The organism is Sulfitobacter sp. NFXS29, assembly GCF_040148765.1.
GTDB lineage: Bacteria > Pseudomonadota > Alphaproteobacteria > Rhodobacterales > Rhodobacteraceae > Sulfitobacter.
In genome coordinates, this window is sequence record NZ_JAGDED010000002.1 from 99895 (window position 1) to 121666 (window position 21772).

21 protein-coding genes and 1 tRNA gene are annotated in these 21772 nt (G+C 60.8%); 13 read left to right on the forward strand and 9 right to left on the reverse strand.

The window, feature by feature from the left end; all coding sequences use genetic code 11:
* Nucleotides 1-11: 11 nt before the first annotated feature.
* Entirely contained in the window at nt 12-695 is a 684-nt protein-coding gene (gene phnL, locus J3456_RS05270; RefSeq protein WP_067935921.1) for a phosphonate C-P lyase system protein PhnL, read from the forward strand.
* Nucleotides 692-1240, forward strand: coding sequence for a phosphonate metabolism protein/1,5-bisphosphokinase (PRPP-forming) PhnN (gene phnN, locus J3456_RS05275; protein ID WP_349579223.1), 549 nt, complete (start codon nt 692-694; stop codon nt 1238-1240). Before phnL ends, phnN begins: the two co-directional genes overlap by 4 nt.
* Here phnN and J3456_RS05280 read toward each other — a convergent pair.
* Entirely contained in the window at nt 1216-1893 is a 678-nt protein-coding gene (locus J3456_RS05280) for a DUF1045 domain-containing protein (protein WP_349579225.1), read from the reverse strand. The two genes, phnN and J3456_RS05280, sit on opposite strands and share 25 nt — an antisense overlap.
* A gap of 47 nt (nt 1894-1940) precedes the next feature.
* Between J3456_RS05280 and J3456_RS05285 the strand changes: the two genes are divergently transcribed.
* From J3456_RS05285 to J3456_RS05305, 5 genes are all read left to right on the forward strand, one after another.
* Complete coding sequence (locus tag J3456_RS05285; protein WP_349579226.1) at nt 1941-3089, forward strand: alpha-D-ribose 1-methylphosphonate 5-triphosphate diphosphatase; 1149 nt, start codon at nt 1941-1943, stop codon at nt 3087-3089.
* 208 nt (nt 3090-3297) lie between these two features.
* On the forward strand, nt 3298-5697 hold the full coding sequence (locus J3456_RS05290; RefSeq protein ID WP_349579227.1) for a PAS domain S-box protein: 2400 nt from the start codon (nt 3298-3300) through the stop codon (nt 5695-5697).
* A gap of 61 nt (nt 5698-5758) precedes the next feature.
* Nucleotides 5759-6046: an SH3 domain-containing protein gene (locus J3456_RS05295; RefSeq protein WP_349579228.1), complete on the forward strand. Its 288-nt coding sequence runs from the start codon at nt 5759-5761 to the stop codon at nt 6044-6046.
* A gap of 242 nt (nt 6047-6288) precedes the next feature.
* The gene (locus J3456_RS05300) at nt 6289-7224 is read left to right on the forward strand and encodes a class II glutamine amidotransferase (protein WP_317389706.1); all 936 of its coding nucleotides are present in this window, start codon (nt 6289-6291) and stop codon (nt 7222-7224) included.
* A gap of 30 nt (nt 7225-7254) precedes the next feature.
* Nucleotides 7255-7821, forward strand: a complete 567-nt coding sequence (locus J3456_RS05305) for a poly-gamma-glutamate hydrolase family protein (protein ID WP_349579229.1) — start codon at nt 7255-7257, stop codon at nt 7819-7821.
* Nucleotides 7822-7858: 37 nt separating this feature from the next.
* Here the strand turns inward: J3456_RS05305 and J3456_RS05310 are convergent, their stop codons facing one another.
* The 7 genes from J3456_RS05310 to J3456_RS05340 all read right to left on the reverse strand — a co-directional run bounded on the left by J3456_RS05310 (nt 7859) and on the right by J3456_RS05340 (nt 15065).
* The gene (locus J3456_RS05310) at nt 7859-8710 is read right to left on the reverse strand and encodes an ABC transporter permease (protein WP_349579230.1); all 852 of its coding nucleotides are present in this window, start codon (nt 8708-8710) and stop codon (nt 7859-7861) included.
* A gap of 4 nt (nt 8711-8714) precedes the next feature.
* Nucleotides 8715-9572: an ABC transporter permease gene (locus tag J3456_RS05315; RefSeq protein WP_349579232.1), complete on the reverse strand. Its 858-nt coding sequence runs from the start codon at nt 9570-9572 to the stop codon at nt 8715-8717.
* Nucleotides 9572-10657 (reverse strand): ABC transporter ATP-binding protein, encoded by a 1086-nt coding sequence (locus J3456_RS05320; RefSeq protein WP_349579233.1) that lies wholly within the window; start codon nt 10655-10657, stop codon nt 9572-9574. The genes J3456_RS05315 and J3456_RS05320 overlap by 1 nt, the downstream gene beginning before the upstream one ends.
* Before the next feature lie 60 nt (nt 10658-10717).
* Nucleotides 10718-11779, reverse strand: coding sequence for an extracellular solute-binding protein (locus J3456_RS05325; RefSeq protein ID WP_349579234.1), 1062 nt, complete (start codon nt 11777-11779; stop codon nt 10718-10720).
* 405 nt (nt 11780-12184) lie between these two features.
* On the reverse strand, nt 12185-13465 hold the full coding sequence (locus J3456_RS05330) for a TRAP transporter large permease (RefSeq protein ID WP_349579235.1): 1281 nt from the start codon (nt 13463-13465) through the stop codon (nt 12185-12187).
* The gene (locus J3456_RS05335) at nt 13462-14025 is read right to left on the reverse strand and encodes a TRAP transporter small permease (RefSeq protein ID WP_120350529.1); all 564 of its coding nucleotides are present in this window, start codon (nt 14023-14025) and stop codon (nt 13462-13464) included. Before J3456_RS05335 ends, J3456_RS05330 begins: the two co-directional genes overlap by 4 nt.
* A 59-nt stretch (nt 14026-14084) precedes the next feature.
* Entirely contained in the window at nt 14085-15065 is a 981-nt protein-coding gene (locus J3456_RS05340) for a TRAP transporter substrate-binding protein (RefSeq protein WP_349579236.1), read from the reverse strand.
* A gap of 244 nt (nt 15066-15309) precedes the next feature.
* On the opposite strand from J3456_RS05340, the gene J3456_RS05345 reads away from it, so the two are divergent.
* From J3456_RS05345 to J3456_RS05365, 5 genes are read left to right on the forward strand one after another with little or no spacing between them, the layout of a single operon-like run.
* Nucleotides 15310-16485, forward strand: a complete 1176-nt coding sequence (locus J3456_RS05345; protein WP_349579237.1) for an L-rhamnonate dehydratase — start codon at nt 15310-15312, stop codon at nt 16483-16485.
* Nucleotides 16482-17393, forward strand: a complete 912-nt coding sequence (locus J3456_RS05350) for a dihydrodipicolinate synthase family protein (protein ID WP_349579238.1) — start codon at nt 16482-16484, stop codon at nt 17391-17393. The genes J3456_RS05345 and J3456_RS05350 overlap by 4 nt, the downstream gene beginning before the upstream one ends.
* A 1-nt stretch (nt 17394) precedes the next feature.
* Nucleotides 17395-18126: a GntR family transcriptional regulator gene (locus J3456_RS05355; RefSeq protein WP_349579239.1), complete on the forward strand. Its 732-nt coding sequence runs from the start codon at nt 17395-17397 to the stop codon at nt 18124-18126.
* 2 nt (nt 18127-18128) lie between these two features.
* Nucleotides 18129-19136 (forward strand): 4-hydroxythreonine-4-phosphate dehydrogenase PdxA, encoded by a 1008-nt coding sequence (locus J3456_RS05360; RefSeq protein ID WP_349579240.1) that lies wholly within the window; start codon nt 18129-18131, stop codon nt 19134-19136.
* Complete coding sequence (locus tag J3456_RS05365) at nt 19133-20644, forward strand: aldehyde dehydrogenase (NADP(+)) (protein WP_349579242.1); 1512 nt, start codon at nt 19133-19135, stop codon at nt 20642-20644. Before J3456_RS05360 ends, J3456_RS05365 begins: the two co-directional genes overlap by 4 nt.
* A gap of 367 nt (nt 20645-21011) precedes the next feature.
* On the opposite strand, the gene J3456_RS05370 is transcribed toward J3456_RS05365, so the two are convergent.
* Nucleotides 21012-21086 (reverse strand) — tRNA-Asn (locus tag J3456_RS05370).
* A gap of 275 nt (nt 21087-21361) precedes the next feature.
* Between J3456_RS05370 and J3456_RS05375 the strand changes: the two genes are divergently transcribed.
* Nucleotides 21362-21751: a DoxX family protein gene (locus tag J3456_RS05375; protein WP_259948397.1), complete on the forward strand. Its 390-nt coding sequence runs from the start codon at nt 21362-21364 to the stop codon at nt 21749-21751.
* Nucleotides 21752-21772 lie beyond the last annotated feature (21 nt).

A 21772-nucleotide genomic window follows, 5' to 3' on the forward strand; every position in this document is an offset into this window, starting at 1 on the left:
AGGCTGAACACATGATACGCGTGGAAAATGTGAGCAAATCCTTCACCCTGCACAATCAAGGTGCGGCGGTGATCCCGGTGATGCGTGGCGGTGAATTGACCGTGGCGCGCGGCGAATGCGTGGCGCTGACCGGGGCCTCGGGGGCCGGGAAATCAACGCTGATGCGGATGATCTACGGCAATTATCTGACCGCTTCGGGCCGGATCATGGTGGGCGATCTGGATGTCGCCCGCGCCGCCCCGCGTGAGATATTGGACCTGCGCCGCAATGTGCTGGGCTATGTCAGCCAGTTCCTCCGGGTGGTGCCGCGGGTGGCCACGCTTGACGTGGTGGCCGAACCGCTCCGCGCGGTGGGCAGCAGCGAAGCCGACGCACGGGCGCGGGCCGGAGAGTTGCTGGCGCAACTCAACATCCCCGAGCGGCTTTGGCAGCTTAGCCCCACGACCTTCTCGGGCGGGGAGCAGCAGCGGGTGAACATCGCACGCGGCTTTGCACATCCTTACCCCGTTTTGCTGCTGGATGAGCCGACGGCGAGCCTTGATGCCACCAATCGCGCCACGGTGCTGGCGCTGATCGAAGAAGCCAAAGCGCGCGGCACGGCGATCTTGGGCATTTTCCATGATGAGGCCGCCCGCGACCAAATCTGCGACCGCGAGGTGGATGTCACCCGTTTCACCCCCGGACTGGCCGCATGAGCGGGCGCTTTATCGCGGTGGTGGGACCCTCAGGCGTGGGTAAGGACAGTGTGATGGAAGCGCTGGCGGAAGCACAGCCCGACCTCTTCCTCGCCCGCCGCGCCATCACCCGTCCAAGTGCTGCGGGGGGCGAAGACTTTGACGGGATCGATGAGGCCGCGTTCCTGCGGTTGGAGGCGGAGGGCGCCTTTGCCCTGAGTTGGGCTGCGCATGGGTTGCGCTATGGCATCCCCATCGCGGTTGAGTCGGCCCTTGCCGAGGGGCGCGACGTGCTGGCGAACCTCTCTCGCAGCATGCTGACCCAAGCAAAGCTGCGGTTTGCGGGGTTGGAAGTCCTATCGCTGACCGCTTCGCCAGACGTATTGGCGGACCGGCTGCGGGGCCGTGGGCGCGAAACCGAAGCGGAAATCACCGCACGGCTGGCCCGGGCCGACCGCGCCCTGCCGGACCATATCGCGGCGATCGAGATTGATAACTCCGGCCCGCTCAAGCAGACCGTGGCGCAGGCGTTGGCGGCGCTTTATCCCGAGAGGGCGGCGCGGTGAACCTCGTGGAACATACCGTCTTCGGCCTGCCCCACCAGCGTCAGGCTGCTCAGCACAAAGGGCTGTGGCAGATGCGGCGCGATATAGGGGGCCAGCGCTGCGGTGACCTGTGGCAGATCGCTTTTCGGCAGTTTGCCGGTCAGGGTGATGTGAAAGCGAAACGCCTCCATCACATAAGGATAGCCCCATTTCGTCAGGTTCGCCTCTTGCGCCGGGGTCAGGTTGGCTTGACGTCGGCGGGCCAAATCCGCCTCTGCCGGGGGCGCGCGGAAGGTATCGAGGCCACGCACCACCTCGGCGGCCATGGCGTTGAGCGCGGCGGTGTCACTCTCAGGCGTCAGCGCCAGAAAGCGACCCAGCGGGGTCAGGCTGAGACCATCCAGCGTGACGGGGGCAAGCTGCGTGCACAATGTCTCGAACGCGGATTGCAGGCCGTCAGCCGTAGCCCCCTCGGCCAAAACGAAAGGCGGCTTGATCGTCGCATGCAGCCCGTATTTGCGCGGCGTTTCGGTCAGGGCGGCCACGTCCAGCCCGGCGATCTCCGGATGCGCCACGGCCTGCCCGCGCGCCACATCCCAGCCAAGCCAAGCGGCTCCAGCCTCGGCCAGACTGCCCTGCGGCGTGTAATAGATCGCGTAGCGGTCGAACTTCATTCATCTTCTCCCTGCATCCATGGATGCGCAACAAGCGTGACGTTCACATGACAAAAGAAACCATTCTCGCCAATGCCAAAATCATCCTGCCCGATGCGGTGATCCCCGGCAGCGTGGTGCTGCGCGACGGGATGATCGCCGATATCGCCGACGGCACCGCCGTGCCACAGGGGGCGGTCGATTGCGAAGGCCGCTACCTCGCCCCCGGTCTGGTGGAACTGCACACCGACAACCTTGAACGCCATATGAAACCGCGCCCCAAGGTGGATTGGCCGCATCGCGCGGCGATCATCGCCCATGACCGCGAGTTGGCGGGCACCGGGATCACCACGGTTTTCGACGCGATCCGGGTCGGGTCGATCCTGTCGGACGCGGGGCGCAAGCGCTATGGCAAATATGCCCGCGACATGGCCGATGAAATTCTAATGATGCGCGACAGCGGGGCGCTTGCGATCAGCCACCATATCCACCTGCGCGCCGAGATCTGTTCGGAAACGCTGGAGGAAGAACTGGCCGAGTTTGGCCCCGACGACAAAGTCGGCATCGTCAGCCTGATGGACCACACGCCGGGCCAGCGGCAATTCCGCGATGTGCAAAAGTTCGAGGATTACGTCTGCGGTAAAAACGGTCTCCCGCGTGAGGACTTTGGCGATTACGTCACCTTCCTGCATGGGCTGCAAGAACGGCTGGGCGCGAAACATGAGGCGGCAGCGGTGGCAGCCGCCGCGCATTACGGCGCCGCACTGGCGAGCCATGATGACACCACGGCAGAACAGGTCGCGACCAGCCACGCCCACGGCGTGCGCTTGGCTGAATTCCCCACCACCCGCGCGGCGGCAGCGGCCTGCCACGCCCAAGACATCGCAACGATCATGGGCGCGCCGAACCTCGTGCGCGGCGGGTCGCATTCGGGAAATGTGGCGGCAAAGGAATTGGCGGAACTGGACCTGCTTGATATTCTGTCGTCTGACTATGTCCCCGCGGCCCTGCTGTTGGGCGCCGTGCAACTGGGCAATCTATGGGGCGATATGGCGCGGGGGCTGGCGACCGTCACCCGCACGCCCGCGCATCACGTAGGCCTGACCGATCGGGGCGAGATTGCCTTGGGCGCGCGGGCCGATCTGATCCTGTTCGAGGTGATGAAAGACGCGCCGATCCTGCGGTCGGTCTATGCCATGGGCCATCGCGTCGCGTAGCCTCTCATCCTCTCCGGCATCCGCCAGCTTGGCGGGGGCTGGCCCGCGTTTTTCTGCGCGAAAACCCGCCCCTTGAAAGAATGTGCTTTTTGCGCTCGTCTTGCCGCTTCATAAGACTAGGTTACATATACCCTGCAACTTGCAGGTCGAATTTAGCCGGGTCCAGCGACCGACAAGCTTGAGGAAAATAGTGCAAGAAGCATTGAGATTGGCGAGCGATCGCCTTGGGCAGATCGTAGAAGACGCGGCAAGCGAAGTTTACCTGTTTTCAGTCGAAGACTTTACCTTCACCCTCGCCAATCGCGGCGCGCGGGAGAACCTTGGCTATTCGATGGAAGAGCTGCGCGGCATGGCGGCGTGGGACATCAAGCCCGAACTGACGCGCGAGGCGTTTCTAGACCTCGTTGAGCCGCTGATCAACGGCGAGACGACAACGCTTGAATATGAGACGGTCCACCAGCGCAAGGACGGCTCGCGGTATTGCGTTCTGACCCATTTGCAGCTGATCTCAACCGAGGGCGAAAAGGTCCTTTATGCGGCCATTCAGGACATCACCAAACAGAAAGAGACCAACGCGGCGCTGACCAAAGTCTCGGCCCGGCTGGACGCGATCCTGAGCAACACCACGATGGCCATCTTCATGATGGACGACAAACAGCAATGCGTCTTCATGAACCGCGCAGCCGAAGAGTTGACCGGATACAAGTTCGAGGAAACCGTCGGCAGACCGCTGCATGACGTGATCCACCACACCCACCCCGACGGGCGGCATTTCCCGATCGAAGACTGCGCCATCGACCGCGCTTTTCCGGAAAACCACCAGACGCAGGGTGAGGAAACCTTTGTCCATAAGGACGGCAGTTTCTACCCCGTGGGCTTCACCGCCTCGCCGATGAAGGATGAGACGGGCAAGACCGTGGGCACCGTGATCGAGGTCCGCGACCTGCGCGAAGAACTGCGCGCACGCAACGCCGAGATTGAGTTCAACAACGCGCTGAAAACCAAGGTCGAAGAGGCCATGGCCGAACGGGACCGGCTTGAGGCGCAGTTGGTACAGGCGCAAAAGATGGAAGCCGTGGGCCAACTCACTGGCGGCATTGCGCATGACTTCAACAACCTGCTTCAGGTGGTGGGCAGCAACCTTCAGCTATTGTCAAAGGAACTGGCCGAGGGCGACGCCAAGCGGCGGTTTGTCGACAACGCCATGGCGGGTGTGTCGCGCGGCGCAAAGCTGACCGCGCAGCTGCTCGCCTTTGGTCGCCAGCAACCCTTGGAGCCGAAGCCGCAGAACCTTGGCCGATTGGTGCGGGGCATGGACGACATGCTGCGCCGCACCCTTGGCGAGGGGATCGAGGTCGAGACGGTGATCTCGGGCGGGCTGTGGAACTGTCTTGTCGATCCGGCGCAGTTGGAAAACGTGATCCTGAACCTTGCGATCAATGCGCGCGACGCGATGGCCCACCATGGCAAGCTGACAATCGAAGTGGGCAACGCCGCACTTGACGATGCCTATGCCCAAAGCCACCCGAATGTGGCCCCCGGTCAATATGTCATGCTGGCGATCACCGATACCGGCGCAGGCATCCCGCCCGAGATTATGGAAAAGGTCTTTGATCCTTTCTTCACCACCAAAGAGACGGGCGAAGGCACGGGGCTTGGCCTCAGCATGGTTTACGGCTTCATCAAACAGTCCGGCGGGCATATCAAACTCTACAGCGAAGAGAACCAAGGCACGACCGTGCGGGTCTATCTGCCGCGCACGCAGCGCCAGGAAGAAAGCGCCCCGTTGCCTGCCACCACCGAAACGCCCACGGGCAGCGGTGAGGTGATCCTCGTGGTCGAAGACGACGCCGCCGTGCGCGAGACCGCCGTCGATCAGCTGCGCGATCTTGGCTATGGCGTGCTGACTGCCGAGAACGCCGATAGCGCGCTGGCGATTGTCAAAAGCGGTGTGCAGATCAATCTGCTCTTTACCGATGTGGTCATGCCCGGCAAAATCCGCAGCCCCGAGCTTGCCCGCGAGACCAAGGCGCATCTGCCGAATGTCGGCGTGCTCTTTACTTCGGGCTATACCCAGAACGCGATTGTCCACGCCGGGCGGCTGGACGAAGGGGTCGATCTGCTGAGCAAGCCCTACAACCGCGAGCGGCTGGCCCTGAAAATTCATGAGATTCTCTCTCGCCAATCCGGCAGCTATGCCGCCCACGGGGCGCAGGAAGACGCGCACAGCGCCCCCGATGACGCACCTAAAATTTTGCTGGTCGAAGACGATGCGCTGATCAGCATGGCGACCGCGGATATGCTTGCCGATCTGGGCTACGCCGTGACCGAAGCCGACAGCGTCGCCGCCGCCGAACGTAGCCTAGAGGCCGAGCGGTTCGACATCATGTTCACCGATCTCGGCCTGCCCGACGGCTCTGGCATGGATCTGGTGCAGCACGTCACGCAACTGCGCCCCGAGATCGCGGTTATCATCGCCTCTGGGGCCGATCCGCGAGAATATGCCGAAGGCGAGACCGAGCCCTCGCGCTATGTCAGCTTGATGAAACCCTATGACGAGCATTCTTTGAAACGCGCCTTGGAGCAGTGCAAAGAGCCCACGGGATAAGGCGGCTAGGATCAGCCCCGTTTTCGATCTATGACATGAGAAAACAAAAGAGAGGCAGATCATGCGCAGGATCACATTTGCAGCCGTTTCCACCCTTATTTTCGCCGCAGGTTGTGCGGGCATCGCCGCCGATCAGGTGATGGTTCACCGCACCGGACCGGATGAGCTTTTGAAGCTGCGGTCTGGGCCCGGGCTTGATTTCGGGGTCATCATGGGGCTGCCCGATGGCACCATCTTGAACCGTCGCGATTGCGTGACCGAGATTGGCCAGCTTTGGTGCCGGGTGTCCTTGGCCGATGCGCCAGAGGTGCAGGGCTATGTCTCGGCGGACTATATCTCTGACATCTGATCTATAGGTCAGACTACGGGTGGCGCGCATTTGGTGCCGCCCGCGACGCCCTTCGGGCAATCCACCGCGCCCCGGCCCAGTTAGCGGCGCCCTTCGTAGACCGGGCGCGGCATTCGCCCCCTACAAGCCCCCTGTCGCCCCCCCCCTGTTCGGCCACCTGTCGATTTCCGCGTGCACCGCTCTATCTCAGCCCTTCACACCCTTCGTGAAACCGCTGAAATATCTCAAGAGTAAGGAAAACCATGTGCCGCTTCCTCGCCTATATCGGACCTGAACTGCCAATCGAGTCGCTGCTCCTTGCGCCTGAGAACAGCCTGCTGAATCAGAGCCTTGATCCGGAACTTCACCCCAGCCTGCAACTGGCCGGTTGGGGCTTTGCCGCCTGGAGCGCGCATCTGCTGAAACCCGACGCGCCGCTGCTTTATCACCGGCCCAAAGCGGCCTTTCACGACGACAATGCCAAGACCCTGATCCCCAGCCTACAGGCCCATACGATGCTGTCGCATATCCGCGCGGCCTCTTATGACGCCAGCGTCGTGCAGGCCGATGAAAACTGCCACCCGTTTTCCTTTGACCATACCCCGTGGATCATCGCGCAGAACGGTGCCCTGCCCCATTGGCGGCAGTTGCAACGTGAGCTCTTGCCCCATTGCAAAGATCAATACCTCACCCAGATGCGCGGCACGACGGATACGGAATTTCTCTATGTGCTGCTGCTGTCATTGCTGGAAGGCGACAGCGATGACGATGTGCAGCGCGGGTTTGAAAAACTGCTGAAGGTGATTTGCAAAGCTGCGCGCGACCTCGATCTTGCGGCGCTGACCAAACTCAAGATCGCGCTTGTCAGTTCGGATCGGATCATCGGCGTGAACTTCGGCTGCGGCCATGAAGGCGAAACCGATGTGACGGGCGATTGGAAAAAGCTGCGGGAGGAGGACCTGCCCCTTTCGATGCTGCTTGAGCCGATCTACCTCCTTACCGGCGCGAATTTTGAGGACCATGCGAATTCTTATGACATCGACCCCTGCCCCGAGGGGGAGGCCACCTCGGCCATACTCGCGTCAGAGCCGCTGACCGAAGACGGGGACGAGTGGCTGAAAATCGAATTCGGTGAGATTGTCCTTCTGGAGCGGAAAGACGGGCGGATCAGCAAGACGGTGCGCAAGCTCGACGTCTAAGCGCCGCCCCCAACTGATAGGAGCCAGTCCATGACAGATCGTTTCGACAATTTCGCCGACCTCTCTGCCGAGATGACAGCGGATCTCGACTACCGCATCCGCGCCGAGGATCGGGGCAGCGCGGTGGTCATTCTGGCGCCCCACGGCGGCACGATTGAGCCTAAGACCAGCCTGATCGCCGAGGCCATCGCGGGAAGCGACTATTCCTACTATCTGTTCGAGGCGTTGAATGCCGGGGCGCATGGGGATTTCCACATCACCTCGCACCGCTTCGACGAGCCGCAGGCGTTGCAGCTTGTGGCGGAGGCGACGCTGGCCGTGGCGATCCATGGGCGCAAGGATGATGGCACCGAAACGGTCTGGCTTGGTGGGCGTGCCGAGGCGCTACGCGATGCCATCGGCGCGGCCCTGCGCGACGCGGGCTTTGACGCGGCGCCCAACACTACCCTGCCCGGCGTGCATGAGACGAACATCTGCAACCGCACCCGCTCTGGCGAGGGGGTGCAGCTTGAACTGCCTCGGTCGCTGCGGCGCACCCTCGCCGAGGATGCGGATATGTTAGAGAGGTTTAGTCTAGCGGTGCGCGGGGCGCTTTAACCAAACGCAGCAGGCCCAGCGCGGGCCTGCCGAGGTCTTAGCTTCGTTTTTGAAACAGGATCACCATCAGCGCCAAAAGCGATGAGCCCAGCATCAACAGCAGTGACACGGCGTTCAGCAGCGGGGTTGAGCCTTCTTTCAACCGGTCGAACATCGCAATCGTCAGCGGCGCGTCAGAGCCCACCAGCATCAGCGTGGTGTTGAAGTTCTCAAAGCTCATGAGAAACGCCACCACGACCGCGCCAATCATCGCAGGTGCAAGGAACGGCAGCGTGATCGTGCGAACGGCGGTCAGCCGATCAGCACCAAGGTTCAGCGCCGCCTCTTCCAGGGTGCGGTCAAACTTCTGCAAGCGGGCCGAGATGACGAGTGTGGCGATGGTAGTGATAAAGCTGAACTGCCCTAAGATCACCAAAAGCAGACCGGGGCGCAGCGCCTGAATGTCAATCTGCGCCACGTCCCAGACGCCATTGGCCAGCGTGGATGAGAACACCAGAACCGAGATGCCCAGCACGATGCCAGGGATCACCAGCGGCAGCAGCATCAGCACATAGAGAAACCCTTTGCCGCGAAACTCATAGCGGTTGAACAAAAAGGCGTTCGTCGTGCCAACGCAGACCGACATGGTCGCCACGCAAAGCGCCACGAATGCCGATGTGCCGACCGACCGCAGAATGCCGCGTTCATGAAAGACGCCGATCTGCGGGCGTTCCTCGCCAAAGAACCAGTTCCATGTGAACCCCTCCCACGGGAGGGAGGGGAACTGGCTGTCGTTGAAGGCAAAGACTGCGACCACGGTGAGTGGGAGGGCCAAATAGAGAAAGAACAGCGCCACATAGCCGCCATAGAGGATGCGAAAGCTGCGCGATTGCGGGATTGTCGGGATCATTGGATCACCCCATCGTTTCCTTGAGGGTCCGGCCTGTCAGCCAGAGCATCCCCCAGACGATCACCGAAGACAGCACCAACAGCATAAAGCCAAAAGCGGCGCCAAGCTCCCAATTGGAGCGCACGATGAACTGGTTATAGATCATTTCGGTGAACCACAGGCTGTCCTTGCCACCAAGCATTGTCGGCGTCAGGTAGTTTCCCAAGCTCAGCATAAAGACCACGATACAGCCCGAGACGATGCCGGGCATGGCGTGGGGGATGATGATCTCTCGCAAGACAGACAGACCGCTGCCGCCCAGATCATAGCCCGCCTCAATCACACTGTCGTCGAGGCTTTCCAGTGTGGTGACAAGCGGCACCACCATGAAAAGCATAGAGGTATAGACCAGCCCCACCATCATCGTGGCATCGGTATAGAGCATCTCAACCGGTCGATCCGCCAGCCCCGCCCATTGCAGCAGGCTCGAGACGAGACCCGTCTCGCGCAGCAGGATCATCCAGCCAAAAGTACGCACCAGCTCAGAGACATAGAACGGAATCAAGCAGAGCAGGAACAACACCTGTTGCAAGCGCCCCTTGGCCATCTTGGCGATGTAATAGGATACCGGAAAGGCGATCAGCAGCGTCAGCGCGGTTGCCAGAACCGACATCACCGCCGTGCGCCAGAAGGTGCGTAGGTAGAGCGGTTCGGTCAGCGCCTTTTCGTATTGCGCTAAGCTGGTTTCATAGACGCCAAAGCTGATCCGTTCGCGCAACGAAATCAGCAGCATGTCGATATGCGGGATGATGATGAGCAGACCCAGCCAGAGCACCAAAGGCGTCAGCAGCAGGTAGAATGTAATGCGGGATTGGCTGCGCATCAGGCGGCCCCAAAGCAGGTCGCCTGCCCCGCGCCCCAGCCGATATGCACCGCGTCACCGCGTTGCAGGCTTGAGAATTCTCCCGATTGCGGCAGCGTGACTTCGAGCGTCTCGCCAACATCGTCCTGCACCAACACACGCGAGGCCGCGCCGTTAAACAGCAGGCTCGTGACAGTGCCCGTCAGTTGATTGTCGAAGCCCGAGAGCGCATCGGCGCTGGCGGCAAGGCGAATGGATTCAGGTCGTACGAAAATCTCGGCCCGTGCGCCTTGGACAAGGCCCGCGCCCGTCGCCCGCATCGCGAGCCCGCTGTCGGTGCGCAGTTGCAGCGCGTCGCCCTCAACCCGCTCGATCCGGCCTTTCCAGCGGTTTGATTCCCCGATGAAGCCTGCCACGAATGGCGTCTCGGGGCGGTAGTAGAGGTCTTGCCCTTTGCCGACCTGCTCAAACTGGCCGTTGCTCATGACAGCGATTTGGTCGGACATCACCAGCGCTTCGGACTGGTCGTGGGTAATATAGACGAATGTCGTATCAAAGGCGGCTTGCAGCGATTTAAGCTCAACCTTCATATGTTCGCGCAGTTTCAGATCCAGCGCGCCCAGCGGCTCGTCCAGCAGCAGCACGTCAGGCTCCAACACCATGCAGCGCGCGATGGCGACCCGCTGTTTCTGCCCTCCCGAAAGCTCATCCACCTTGCGGGCGCCGATCCCCGGCAGGCCGATCCGGTCGAGCGCCTCATCCACTTTGCGCGCGATCTCTCCCTTGGCCATGCCACGGCGGCGCAGGCCATAGCCGATATTCTCGGCAATCGTCATCATCGGGAAAAGCGCCAGATGCTGGAACACCATGTTCACGGGCCGCTTGTTCGGCGGCGTATCAAGCACCGATCCGCCCTTGATCCGAATGTCGCCCGAGGTCGGGTCAAGAAACCCCGCGATCATCCGCATGATCGTCGTCTTGCCGCAGCCCGAAGGCCCGAGGATGGAGAAGAAACTGCCCGGCGGCACCGTGAAGGAGACGTTGTTAACAGCGGTGGTATCGCCGAACCGCTTAACGAGGTCGACGCATTCCAGATCTGGGGTCATGTGAATTCCGTGTAAAGGAGCGACACCCCCGAGATGAGGGTGCCGCCCGATGGTCAGTTATCAGTTGGCAGCTTGGACGCGATCCAGCACTTCGCCTTCGATCGTTTCCAGACCGGCAGGCACCGGCGGATACCATTTGATGTTGTCGATTGCTTCTTGTGGGAAGCTGGCCTGATACTTGGCTTTCAGGCTGTCTTCGGCAAACTCATCCGCGCCAGCAGAGGCAGTGAAGTTGCCCGCCGCTGCGGTGATCATCGCTGCGACTTCGGGCTGCATGACAAAGTTGATCCATTCATAGGCCACATCGTCGGCCTGGCCTTTTGCGGGCAGTACGAAGGTGTCGATCCAGCCCAACGCACCCGAGGTCGGGGCCACGAAGGTCAGATCAGCGTTGTCGTCGTTCAGCTTCCAACCGCCGGTGTCCCATGCCATCGACGCGGTCACCTCGCCCGAGCGCAGCAGGTTCATCAGCTCATCACCGCCGCCCCAGTAGGTTTTGACGTTCTCTTTGCATTCGATCAGCTTGGCTTCGACCTTGCCCATGATCTCGGCGTATTTGGCTTCGTCGCCATAGGCGGCAAAGGGGTCTTCGCCCATGGCGAAGGCGAAACCGATGAGCGTCGGACGCTTCAGGCGGTAGGAGACCTTACCCGCCACTTCCGGCGCGCAGAGGTCGGTGTAATCCTTGACCGTCTCGCCCGCTTCGGCGGTGTTTATCACCAGACCAGAGGTGCCCCAGACATGCGGCACGCCGTAGACGTCGCCGTTTACGGTGGTGTTCGCCATGGTCGAGTCGAGCATGGAGGTGATGAACAACTCTTTGTTCAGCTTGGAGACATCAATCGGTTTGTAGATGCCGAATTCCATCTGCGGGCCCATGATGCGGTCTTGCGACGGCTGAGCGAGGTCAAAACCACCGCCGCCCGTCGCGCGCAGCTTGGCGATCATTTCTTCGTTGTTGGATTTCGTGACTTCGACGGTATGGCCGGTCTCTTCTTCGAATTTCGCGACCACGTCCTCAGGTGCGTAGCCGCCCCATGTCAAAAGACGCAGCGTGTCGGCTTGAGCCACGGAGGCGAGACCCGCCAGCATGGTGCCGGCCAGCAGAATGGTTCGTGTCATGGGAAATCCTCTTTCTAGTGTACTAATTGTCGGCAGAATGCGCGCGTTAGACCATTTGGTCAATTTATACTTCGTCGCATTGCGGCCCCTTGTGGCCTGACAATGCAAAACATTTGTGACAGAGGCGGACAATGCTGTTTGTTTTGGCAGGGTTGCTGCGGGCCAAAGGGCGCCGTGGGCCCAAAGCTACGGGGGCGTTGCTCACACAAGCGCCACAGCGGTCGGATTGCAAAGCAGCCTTAATGAGGGTCGAAGCCAAGTGCTGCAACTGGGCAAAACCCTTTTCCATACGCGGGCAATCACCGCGGGGATAAGGGCCGCGCCGGGAGGCGAAACCGTCGTAGTCTCAGCAAAACGCATGCAGTCTCGGGCAGGATGACCCACCCGAGAATGCATTAATCTTGCTCAATCAAGGTAGTGCGTCAGCGCGAGGGAGACCTCGGGCACATAGGTCACCAAAAGCAGGACAAACGCTAACACGGCGATGAACGGCAAGTTGGTGCGAGACGTTTCCCAGATGCCCGCGCGGGCGATGGAGCAGGAGGTGATAAGCACCGATGCCACAGGCGGGGTCTGCTGACCGATCGCAAGGTTCAGCGTTACCATGATGCCGAAGTGGATCGGATCAATCCCCACCGCATTGACCAGGGGCATCACCACAGGCACGACCAAGATGATCGCGGCGGCCCCATGCAGGAACATCCCCAAGACCAGCAAGAGCAGGTTCAACAGTGCCAGAACGATCAGCGGGTTCGTGGTGACATCGGTGATCTGGGCCGCCAAAGTTTGCGGCACCTGCGCTTGGGTCAGGAACAACCCCAAGGCGGCGGAGGTGGACACCAGCAGCATCACCACGCCGGTCTGGCTGACGCCTTCGAGCATGGTCTTGCGGAGCCGCGAGACATCCAGATCACGGTAGATGAACAGCCCGATTACCAAGGCCGCCATAACCGCAAGCCCCGCGCCTTCGGTGGCGGTGACCAAACCAGAAAAGATACCGCCAAGGATGATGACCGGCATGGTCAAGGCCCAGAACGCCTCTTTGAAGGTCCGGCCCACATGGCCCAGATCAAAGCTCTCGGCACGCGGCAGGTCATAGCGGACGGCCAGCACATAGGTCACCGTCATCAACAGAAAGGCCCCCAAAAGGCCGGGCACGACCCCCGCGACAAAAAGCTTGATCACCGAGGTTTCGGCAATGGCCCCGTAGAGGATCATCGGGATCGAGGGCGGGATGATGATGGCAAGCGATGCCGAAGAGGATGTGATCGCCGCCGCCAATGTCCGTGAATAGCCGCGCCGCTTCATCTCGGGGATCAGGACGGTGCCGGTTGCGGCCACATCGGCCACAGCCGAGCCAGAGATCTCGGCAAAGACCATCGAGACGCCGATGTTTACCATACCAAGCCCGCCGCGGATAAAGCCGATCAGCGCGGTGACAAAATTGATCAGCCGCAGCGAGATGCCGGAGGTGTTCATCAGATTGCCCGCCAGAATGAACAACGGAATCGCAATCAGCGGAAAAGAGGTCGAGCCGGAATAGAGCTTGATCACCATGTCATAGAAGGCGTCTGGCCCGGAAGTCAGCAGAAAGCCCGCCATAGAGGTCACCCCGATCGCGACGGCGATGGGCACGTTGATCAAGATCAGAGTGATCAGGGCAATGGTGGTGTAAAGGAGGATCATTTGGCGGTGTCCTTTAGGTCGAGCGTGGCGGTTTCGGCCTCGGCCTCGGCGATGGCTTTGTCGATTTCTGCATGTTCGGGATCAATCCCTTGCGCGGCCAAGCGCAGGGCGCGCGGCAGGGTCAACAGGGTGCCGATGATCATCAGGACAGATGCGATCGGGATCACCGATTGCACGATGTCCAAAGTCATCCAGCGCAAGGAAAGCAGGGAATCCCACTTCGCCACCGCCAACACGGCATTGCCGTAATAGGCTGTGACGGAGAAATAGATGATGACGAGCAGCTCGGAAAATAATGTCAGCACGATGGCCGCAGATTTCGGCAAGGCGATGACAATGCCCGAAAATCCCATGTGTTGGCGCATGAACACCGCATAGGCAGCGCCGAAATAGGTGAGCCAAGCCAGCAGGACGCTGGCGATCTCATCGTACCATGCGGGGGATGCACCGAGGTAACGCATGGTGGTGGAATAAACGACCGCTCCCGCCAGTGTCACCAACAGCGCGAGGCAAACCGTTTCGATTGCCCAAAGAAGTAAACGCTCGATCTTAGCGACCATGCCTGTCTCCTGTTCTGAGTGGCCCCGGCCAGCCCATGCCAACCGGGGCGAAGCTGCGTTTACTTGGCCAGTTCTTGCGCGCGCGAGACGAGCGCGTCGCCCCCCGGCACTTGGCTGGAGAAGGCAGCGTAGATCGGCGCGGAGGCTTCGATAAAGGCGGCCTTGTCGGCCTCATTGACCTCTACCCCCGCTGCGCGGACCTTCTCGACCAGTTCACCGTCGGCGGTTTCGCCTTGGTCCAGCGACCAGTCCTGAACGGATGCGGCAACTTCGGTCGCGGCGGTTTTGACCTCATCGGGAAGTTCCGACCAAGTTTCGGCCCCGGTGGTCAGATAGGTAGGTGAATAGACGTGGCCAGTCAGGCTGAGGTAGCCCTGCACCTCTTGGAAATTCGCGCCGACGATATTGGTCAGCGGGTTTTCCTGCCCGTCCATTGTGCCTGTCTGAAGGGCCACGAACACTTCAGAGAAAGACATCGGCGTTGGGTTTGCGCCCCATTCTTTGAACATCGAAACCCGCCATTCAGAAGACGGCGTGCGGATCTTGAGCCCGTCCAAATCGCTGGGGGTGTTGATCGGGCGAGCGTTGTTGGTGATCTGGCGGAAACCGTTTTCCCAAGTGGAGAGCACTTCAAGCCCCGCTTTGCGCGCCAATGGGGCCAAGTCGGGCTGCACGATCTCGGCGTCGATTGCTTTTAGGTGCGCGCGATCCTGTACCAAGAACGGCATGTCAAATAGCGCAAATTCGGGCGCAACGTTGGTCATGATGGAAGAGATCAGCGTGAAATCCACGGTGCCCAGACGCAGCTTTTGCATCAGTTCCTTTTCGTTGCCGAGCTGCGCATCGGCATAGAATTCCACCGTGTGGGCGTCGCCCAGTTGCTCTTGCAGCTGTTCGGCAAAGCGTGCGGCGCTTTTGCCCTGCAGACTGTTCGACGCCGCACCCACGGCCACCACATAGGTGTCCGCGGCCACGGGTGTCACAAGCGCAAAGGTCGCCGCGGCCAGACTGGCGCTCAGGCTCTTTGTAAGGGTTTTCATCGTATCTCCTCCGTTGGTTAAGAAAGTTCTGCCGCATCCATTGCACCTTTGCCTATCGGGAAATGAGCCACGAACGCGCGGCAGCTTGTGCAGTCGTTCATTTTTCATTCCTTCCCCTCCGTAATTTGGCGCTTTAGCATTTTGGCATTCCAAAACTCCAATATGATGCTAAGAGTGATGTCAACATGATTCGTCTTCGGAAGTGTCCGGCAGAACGAGAAACAGCGAAAAATGAGAGGCCCTGATGACTAAGATCAAATCCGTCCGCACCCGTGTCTGGAACTGGAAAGGGCCGACCGTGCCCCCCTCGGGGAATTTCTGCACCAATGCGTCAGATGCCCTTTGGATTAAGGGCGATGCCATGGCGAGTTTTCGTTTTCACCAATGGCTGACCTGCGAGATCGAGACAGAAGACGGTACGATCGGCATCGGCAATGCGGCCTTGGCCCCGACGCTGGTGAAACAGGCGATCGACGAATGGTTCGCCCCGCTGGTCGTTGGCGAAGACCCCTTCGACTACGCCTATCTGTGGGAGAAGATGTACCGCCGCAGCCACGCTTGGGGCCGCAAGGGGGTCGGGATGACCGCGATCTCGGCCGTCGACATCGCGATCTGGGATCTGATGGGCAAACTGGTCGGTAAACCAGTGTTCAAACTCTTGGGCGGGCGCACCAAAGAGAAAATCCCGGTCTACTATTCCAAGCTTTACGCAGGGTCTGTCGAAAGCATGCAGGCCGAAGCGGAAGAGGCGATGCAGCACGGCTACACTGGCTTTAAAACGCGGTTTGGCTTTGGCCCGAAGGACGGCATGGCAGGCATGCGCGAGAACCTCAAACGGGTCGAAGCGCTGCGCGAGGTGATCGGCTACGACAAAGACCTGATGCTCGAATGCTACATGGGTTGGAACCTCGACTACGCCAAGCGGATGCTGCCCAAACTGGCGAAATACGAGCCGCGCTGGCTCGAAGAGCCGGTGATCGCCGACGATGTGGCAGGCTATGCCGAGTTGAACGCCATGGGGATTGTCCCAATCTCGGGCGGCGAACATGAATACAGCGTGATCGGTTGCGCCGAACTGATCAACCGCCGCGCGGTCAGCGTGCTGCAATATGACACCAACCGCGTTGGCGGCATCACGGCGGCGCAAAAGATCAACGCCATCGCCGAGGCGGCGCAGATCCCGGTCATCCCACATGCCGGGCAGATGCATAACTATCACCTGACCATGGCCAATATTAACTGTCCGATGTCCGAATACTTCCCGGTCTTCGATGTCGAGGTCGGCAATGAGCTGTTCTACTACATCTTCGAAGGCGACCCGGAAGCGCAGGACGGTTTCTTGCAGCTTGACGACGATAAACCCGGCCTTGGCATCACCATTTCCGACAAACATCTTTCCAATTTCGAGATCACAGAATGACCAAATACTCCGGCATCTGGCCCGTCGCCCCTACCCCGTTCAACGATGACGGCACGGTCGACTACGAGGGCATGAAACGTGTGATCGACTGTATGGTCGATCAGGGCAGCGATGGCATCTGCATCCTCGCCAATTTCTCTGAACAGTTCCTGATCACCGATGAGGAACGCCGCCTTTTGACCGAGGTCTCGCTCAAACATATGGCGGGGCGGCTGCCCGTCATCGTCACCATCAGCCACTACGCCACCCAAATCGCCGTGGCCCGCGCGCAGCACGCCAAAGACCACGGTGCCGCGATGGTCATGATGATGCCCCCTTACCATGGGGCGCTGCTGAAAGGCTCCGCAGAGCAAAGCTTTGAGCAGTTTGCCCAAGTGGGCGAAGTCGGCATCCCGATCATGGTGCAAGATGCGCCGCTTTCGGGGGTGGACCTACCAGTGCCCCTGCTGGTGCGCATGGCGCGCGAGATCGAAGAGGTGCGTCTGTTCAAGATCGAATGCCCGCAGGCCGCAACTAAGCTGCGTGACTTGATCGCGGCAGGTGGCGACGCCATCGAAGGCCCCTTTGACGGCGAAGAGGCGATCACGCTGCTCGCCGATCTCGAAGCCGGGGCCACTGGCGCCATGACCAGCGCCATGATCCCCGACCAGATCAAGCCGGTGATCGACCATTTCGCTGCTGGCGACCTTCGGGCCGCGACCGATGCCTATGCCCGCGTCTTGCCCGCAGTGAACCATGAAAACCGTCAATGCGGCTTCCGCTCGGCCAAAGCGGCGATGGTCGAAGGCGGCGTGATCCGGTCAGAATTCTGTCGTCACCCGATTGCCCCATTGCATCCTCAGACACGAGAGTCCCTACTCCGCTTGATCCGGCCGCTTGAGCCGGTGGTGCTGAGCTGGGGAAAATGACATGAGCAAGAAGACCGACATCACGGACCTCGACACGGGCGAGCTTGCCCTCGCGCGGCCCCGCGCCACATTGGTAGAGGTCGCCGCCGACAAGCTGCGCGAGTTGATCTTGCTAGAGAAACTGCCCGCCGGGGCGCATATCTCAGAGCGTGATCTGGCCGCTGCCTTGGGCATCAGCCGCACCCCCCTGACCCGTGCGCTGACCATTCTCGAACAGGACGGGTTGATCGAATATTCGGTCACCCGCCGCCCCCAAGTGGCCAACCCCCGGCTGGATGAGATCGAACAGAACCTGATCGTCATGGGGGCACTCGAAGCCTTGGCCGGGGAGTTGGCCTGCGCCTGCATCACAGATGCCGAGATCGCTCAAGTGGCCGAGTATCAGCGCCAGATTGAGGCCGGAGACAGTACCCTTTCCCCGCTGGAATCCTTTCGCCTCGATATGCAGATGCACGAAGCCATTGTGCAGGCAAGCCGCAACGCCCCGCTGATCGATACGCATCTCAAGTTCAATGCGCGGCTGTGGCGGGCGCGGTTTCAATCTTCGCAACGGCGCTCGGGCCGTGGCCAAACCTTGGCCGAGCACCGCGCCATCGTCGACGCCCTGTCGCGGCGCGACCCCAAAGCCACATCCGAGGCGCTGCGCCATCACCTCGCCTCGGCCGTCACCAATACCAAAAACGCTTTGCAAGAAGACGGCAAAGCCAAGGACCACAATACAGAAACGGAGTGAACATGACCCCAAGAATTGGTGTTATCCCCGGTGACCCCAGCGGCATCGGGCCGGAACTTGTCGCCCGGCTGCTGGCCGATGACTGCTGCGATCAGGCGCAGATCCTGCTGATCGGCGACCGTCATGTCTTTGAGATGGGGCAGCGCCAAGCTGGGTGCGACCACACACTGACGGCGGTGGATGCGGCGGCACAGGATTGGACGGCGCATGCGCCAATCGCCCTGCATGAGATGGAAACCATCGGGGCCGAGGATGTCGTCATTGGCCAAAGCACCGAAGCCTCGGGCCGGTCCACGCTACGAGTCCTCGACCAAGCGCTCGCCTTTGTGCAGGAGGGGGTGATCGACGCGATTGTCTTCGCCCCGTTCAACAAGGCTTCGATGCATATGGCTGGGATCGGGCATTCCGATGAGTTGCATTACATCGCCGAAAAACTCGGCGTGACCAACTATATTTCCGAACTCAACACGCTCGACGATATGTGGACCAGCCGGGTCACCAGCCATATCGCCCTGCGGGACGTGGCTGATGCCATCACCCCCGACCGCATCCAAGAAGCCACTCGCCTGATCGACCGCACCCTGCGGCAAGCCGGTCACGCGCGGCCCCGCATCGCCGTTGCAGCGCTCAACCCCCATGCCGGGGACGGCGGCAACTTTGGCCGTGAGGAGATCGACGTGATCGAACCGGCAGTGCGTCACATGGCAGGCGGTCAAATGGCTGTCACCGGCCCCCTGCCCTCAGACACCGTCTTTCTCAAAGTCACGAAAGGCGAGATCGACGCCGTGGTCACGATGTATCACGACCAAGGCCAGATCGCCCTTAAATTGCTGGGGTTTGACCGCGGCGTGACCGTTCAAGGCGGGCTGCCGGTGCCCGTCACCACCCCAGCGCATGGCACGGCATTTGACATCGCAGGCCAAGGCACAGCCGACCTCGGTGCCAGCCGCGCCGCTTTCGAGATTGCCTGCAAAATGGTCAGAAATTCTCAAAAGGAGACAGCAGCATGAGCTTTACCCCGCATGGTAAACATTTGATTGCCGGCACATGGGTCGGCGCTGAGCAGACCTTTGCTTCCGAACCCGCCAGCGGTCCGGCGCATGATTTTAGCGTCGGGACAACGGCGCTCGTCGATCAGGCCTGCGAAGCGGCAGAGGCCGCCTTCTGGTCCTACGGCTATAGCACCCGCGAGGCGCGGGCCGCATTCCTCAACACCATCGCCGACGAAATCGAAGCCCGCGCCGAGGCGATCACCGATATCGGCACGCGCGAAACCGGCCTGCCCGAAACGCGGCTGAACGGTGAACGCGGGCGCACCACAGGGCAGCTGAGGCTTTTCGCCGATCATATTCTCAAGGGCGACTACCTTGATACGCGGATTGATCCAGCCCTGCCCGACCGGCAGCCCCTGCCCCGCCCGGAGCTGCGCATGGTCCAGCGCCCGATTGGCCCTGTTGCCGTCTTCGGCGCGTCGAACTTCCCGCTGGCCTTTTCCACCGCCGGGGGCGACACCGCCGCGGCGCTGGCTGCAGGATGTCCGGTTGTCGTAAAAGGGCACTCCGCCCACCCCGGCACGGGCGAGATCGTGGCCGAGGCCGTGCATGCCGCGATTGAAAAATGCGACATGCCAAAAGGTGTCTTTTCCCTGATCCAAGGCGGCAATCGCACGGTCGGTCAGGCGCTGGTGCAGCATCCGCTTATCAAAGCCGTGGGCTTTACCGGCTCGCTTGGCGGGGGCCGCGCATTGTTCGACCTTTGCGCCGCCCGGCCCGAGCCAATCCCGTTTTTCGGCGAACTCGGCTCGGTCAATCCGATGTTCGTGCTGCCCGAGGCGTGTAAAGCGCGCGGCCAAGCCCTTGGCGAAGGCTGGGCCGGGTCGCTGACAATGGGCGCGGGCCAATTTTGCACCAACCCCGGCATCGCAGTTGTGCCGAAAGGCGCGGAAGGCGACAGTTTTGTCGAAGCCGCGACCGCAGCCCTGCAAGACGCACCTGCGCAGGTGATGCTGACTGACGGGATCGCGCAGGCGTACCGCGACGGCAAGGCCCAGTTTGATCGGCGCAATGCCGTGCAGCCGCGCCTGTCCACCGAAAGCGAAGGCCGCAACGCCCTGCCCAACCTGTATGAGACCGATAGCGCGGCCTATTTGCAGGATCACGAGCTTGGGGAAGAGGTCTTTGGCCCGCTTGGCCTCGTCGTTCGGACCGGGTCAATCGAAGAGATGGAGAGCCTCGCCAAGGGGCTGGAAGGCCAGCTTACGATCACGTTGCAAATGGACGACGCGGACACTGAAACTGCACGGCGTCTGATGCCAATCATCGAACGCAAAGCCGGGCGCCTACTGGTCAACGGCTTCCCCACCGGCGTCGAAGTGGCCGACAGCATGGTTCACGGCGGGCCCTACCCAGCCTCGACCAACTTCGGAGCAACCTCGGTCGGCACCCTGTCGATCCGGCGTTTCCTGCGCCCAGTGTGCTATCAGAACATCCCAGCGGACCTTTTGCCCGAAGGCTTCTAATCAAGAGGCTCGCCCAGATCGGGCGGGCCACATCGCTTATGAACTCTTGAGGCGTGCGGCATTGCCTGCTGGTTCGATGGCATTGGCGCTATCGGCGTTTTCTGAACCAAGCGAACCTCACACCGCTTGGTCGATCTGATCGCTGGGCTGACCGGCACCCCACTTTTTTTTACCTTACAGAAATCTGGGGGACAGCTTGCGGTCGGGCGACCCCACGCAGGGCGTTGTTGGAATGACCGACGCGCGGGAGCACTGCAAAAGGTCGATCGCAAGTAAATTCGGGTCGCCCCAAATGTCGCCCCAAGCCCAAACGACGAAAGCCCCCGGAAGGGGGCTTAGCTCGAAAATCTTTAATAAGTAGAAGATTTGGCTCCGGCGGTAGGGATCGAACCTACGACCAATTGATTAACAGTCAACTGCTCTACCGCTGAGCTACGCCGGAATGCCTATGTCTGTCTTTCGGGCAACGCCTTCGGACAGCGGCTCTTTAACGCGGGCAGTCCGGGGTGCGCAAGGGCAATTGATCCTTTGTGGCGATTTTTTTTCGATTATTTGCCTCTGCTTGAAATTAGCATCTGTCGCCCGCGGTTTCGGGCGCGCCTAAATCACAGGTACGTGACATATCCCCCTCCCCGGCGCTTGAGGCTGGACGGGTCGCGCGGACTGGGATTGATACTGGCCCGGTGAGCACAACCCATAGTCCTGAAAGGGAAAATCATGACCTTCCTCTCCCCATACCGGCCGCAGATACTATCGCTTTTTCGCATCATGTCGGGCCTGTTGATCCTGCAACATGGCACGAGCAAAATTCTCGGCTTCCCGACCAGCCAGATGAGCGGCGTGTCGATCGCCTCCTTAGGTGGCATCGCGGGCGTAATTGAACTGATCTTCGGCGTCTTGCTGGTGATCGGCCTGTTCTCGCGACTGTCGGCCTTTATCCTCAGCGGTCTGATGGCTGCGGCCTATTTCATCGCACATATGCCGCAGGGGTTTTTCCCGATGCTGAATGGCGGTGAACTGGCCGCGCTTTACAGCTTCGGCTTCCTCTACCTTGCGGCTGCCGGTCCGGGGCCATGGTCGGTTGATGCGAAACGCGCTCAGGGCTGAGCGTTCAAAATAAAATGGCAT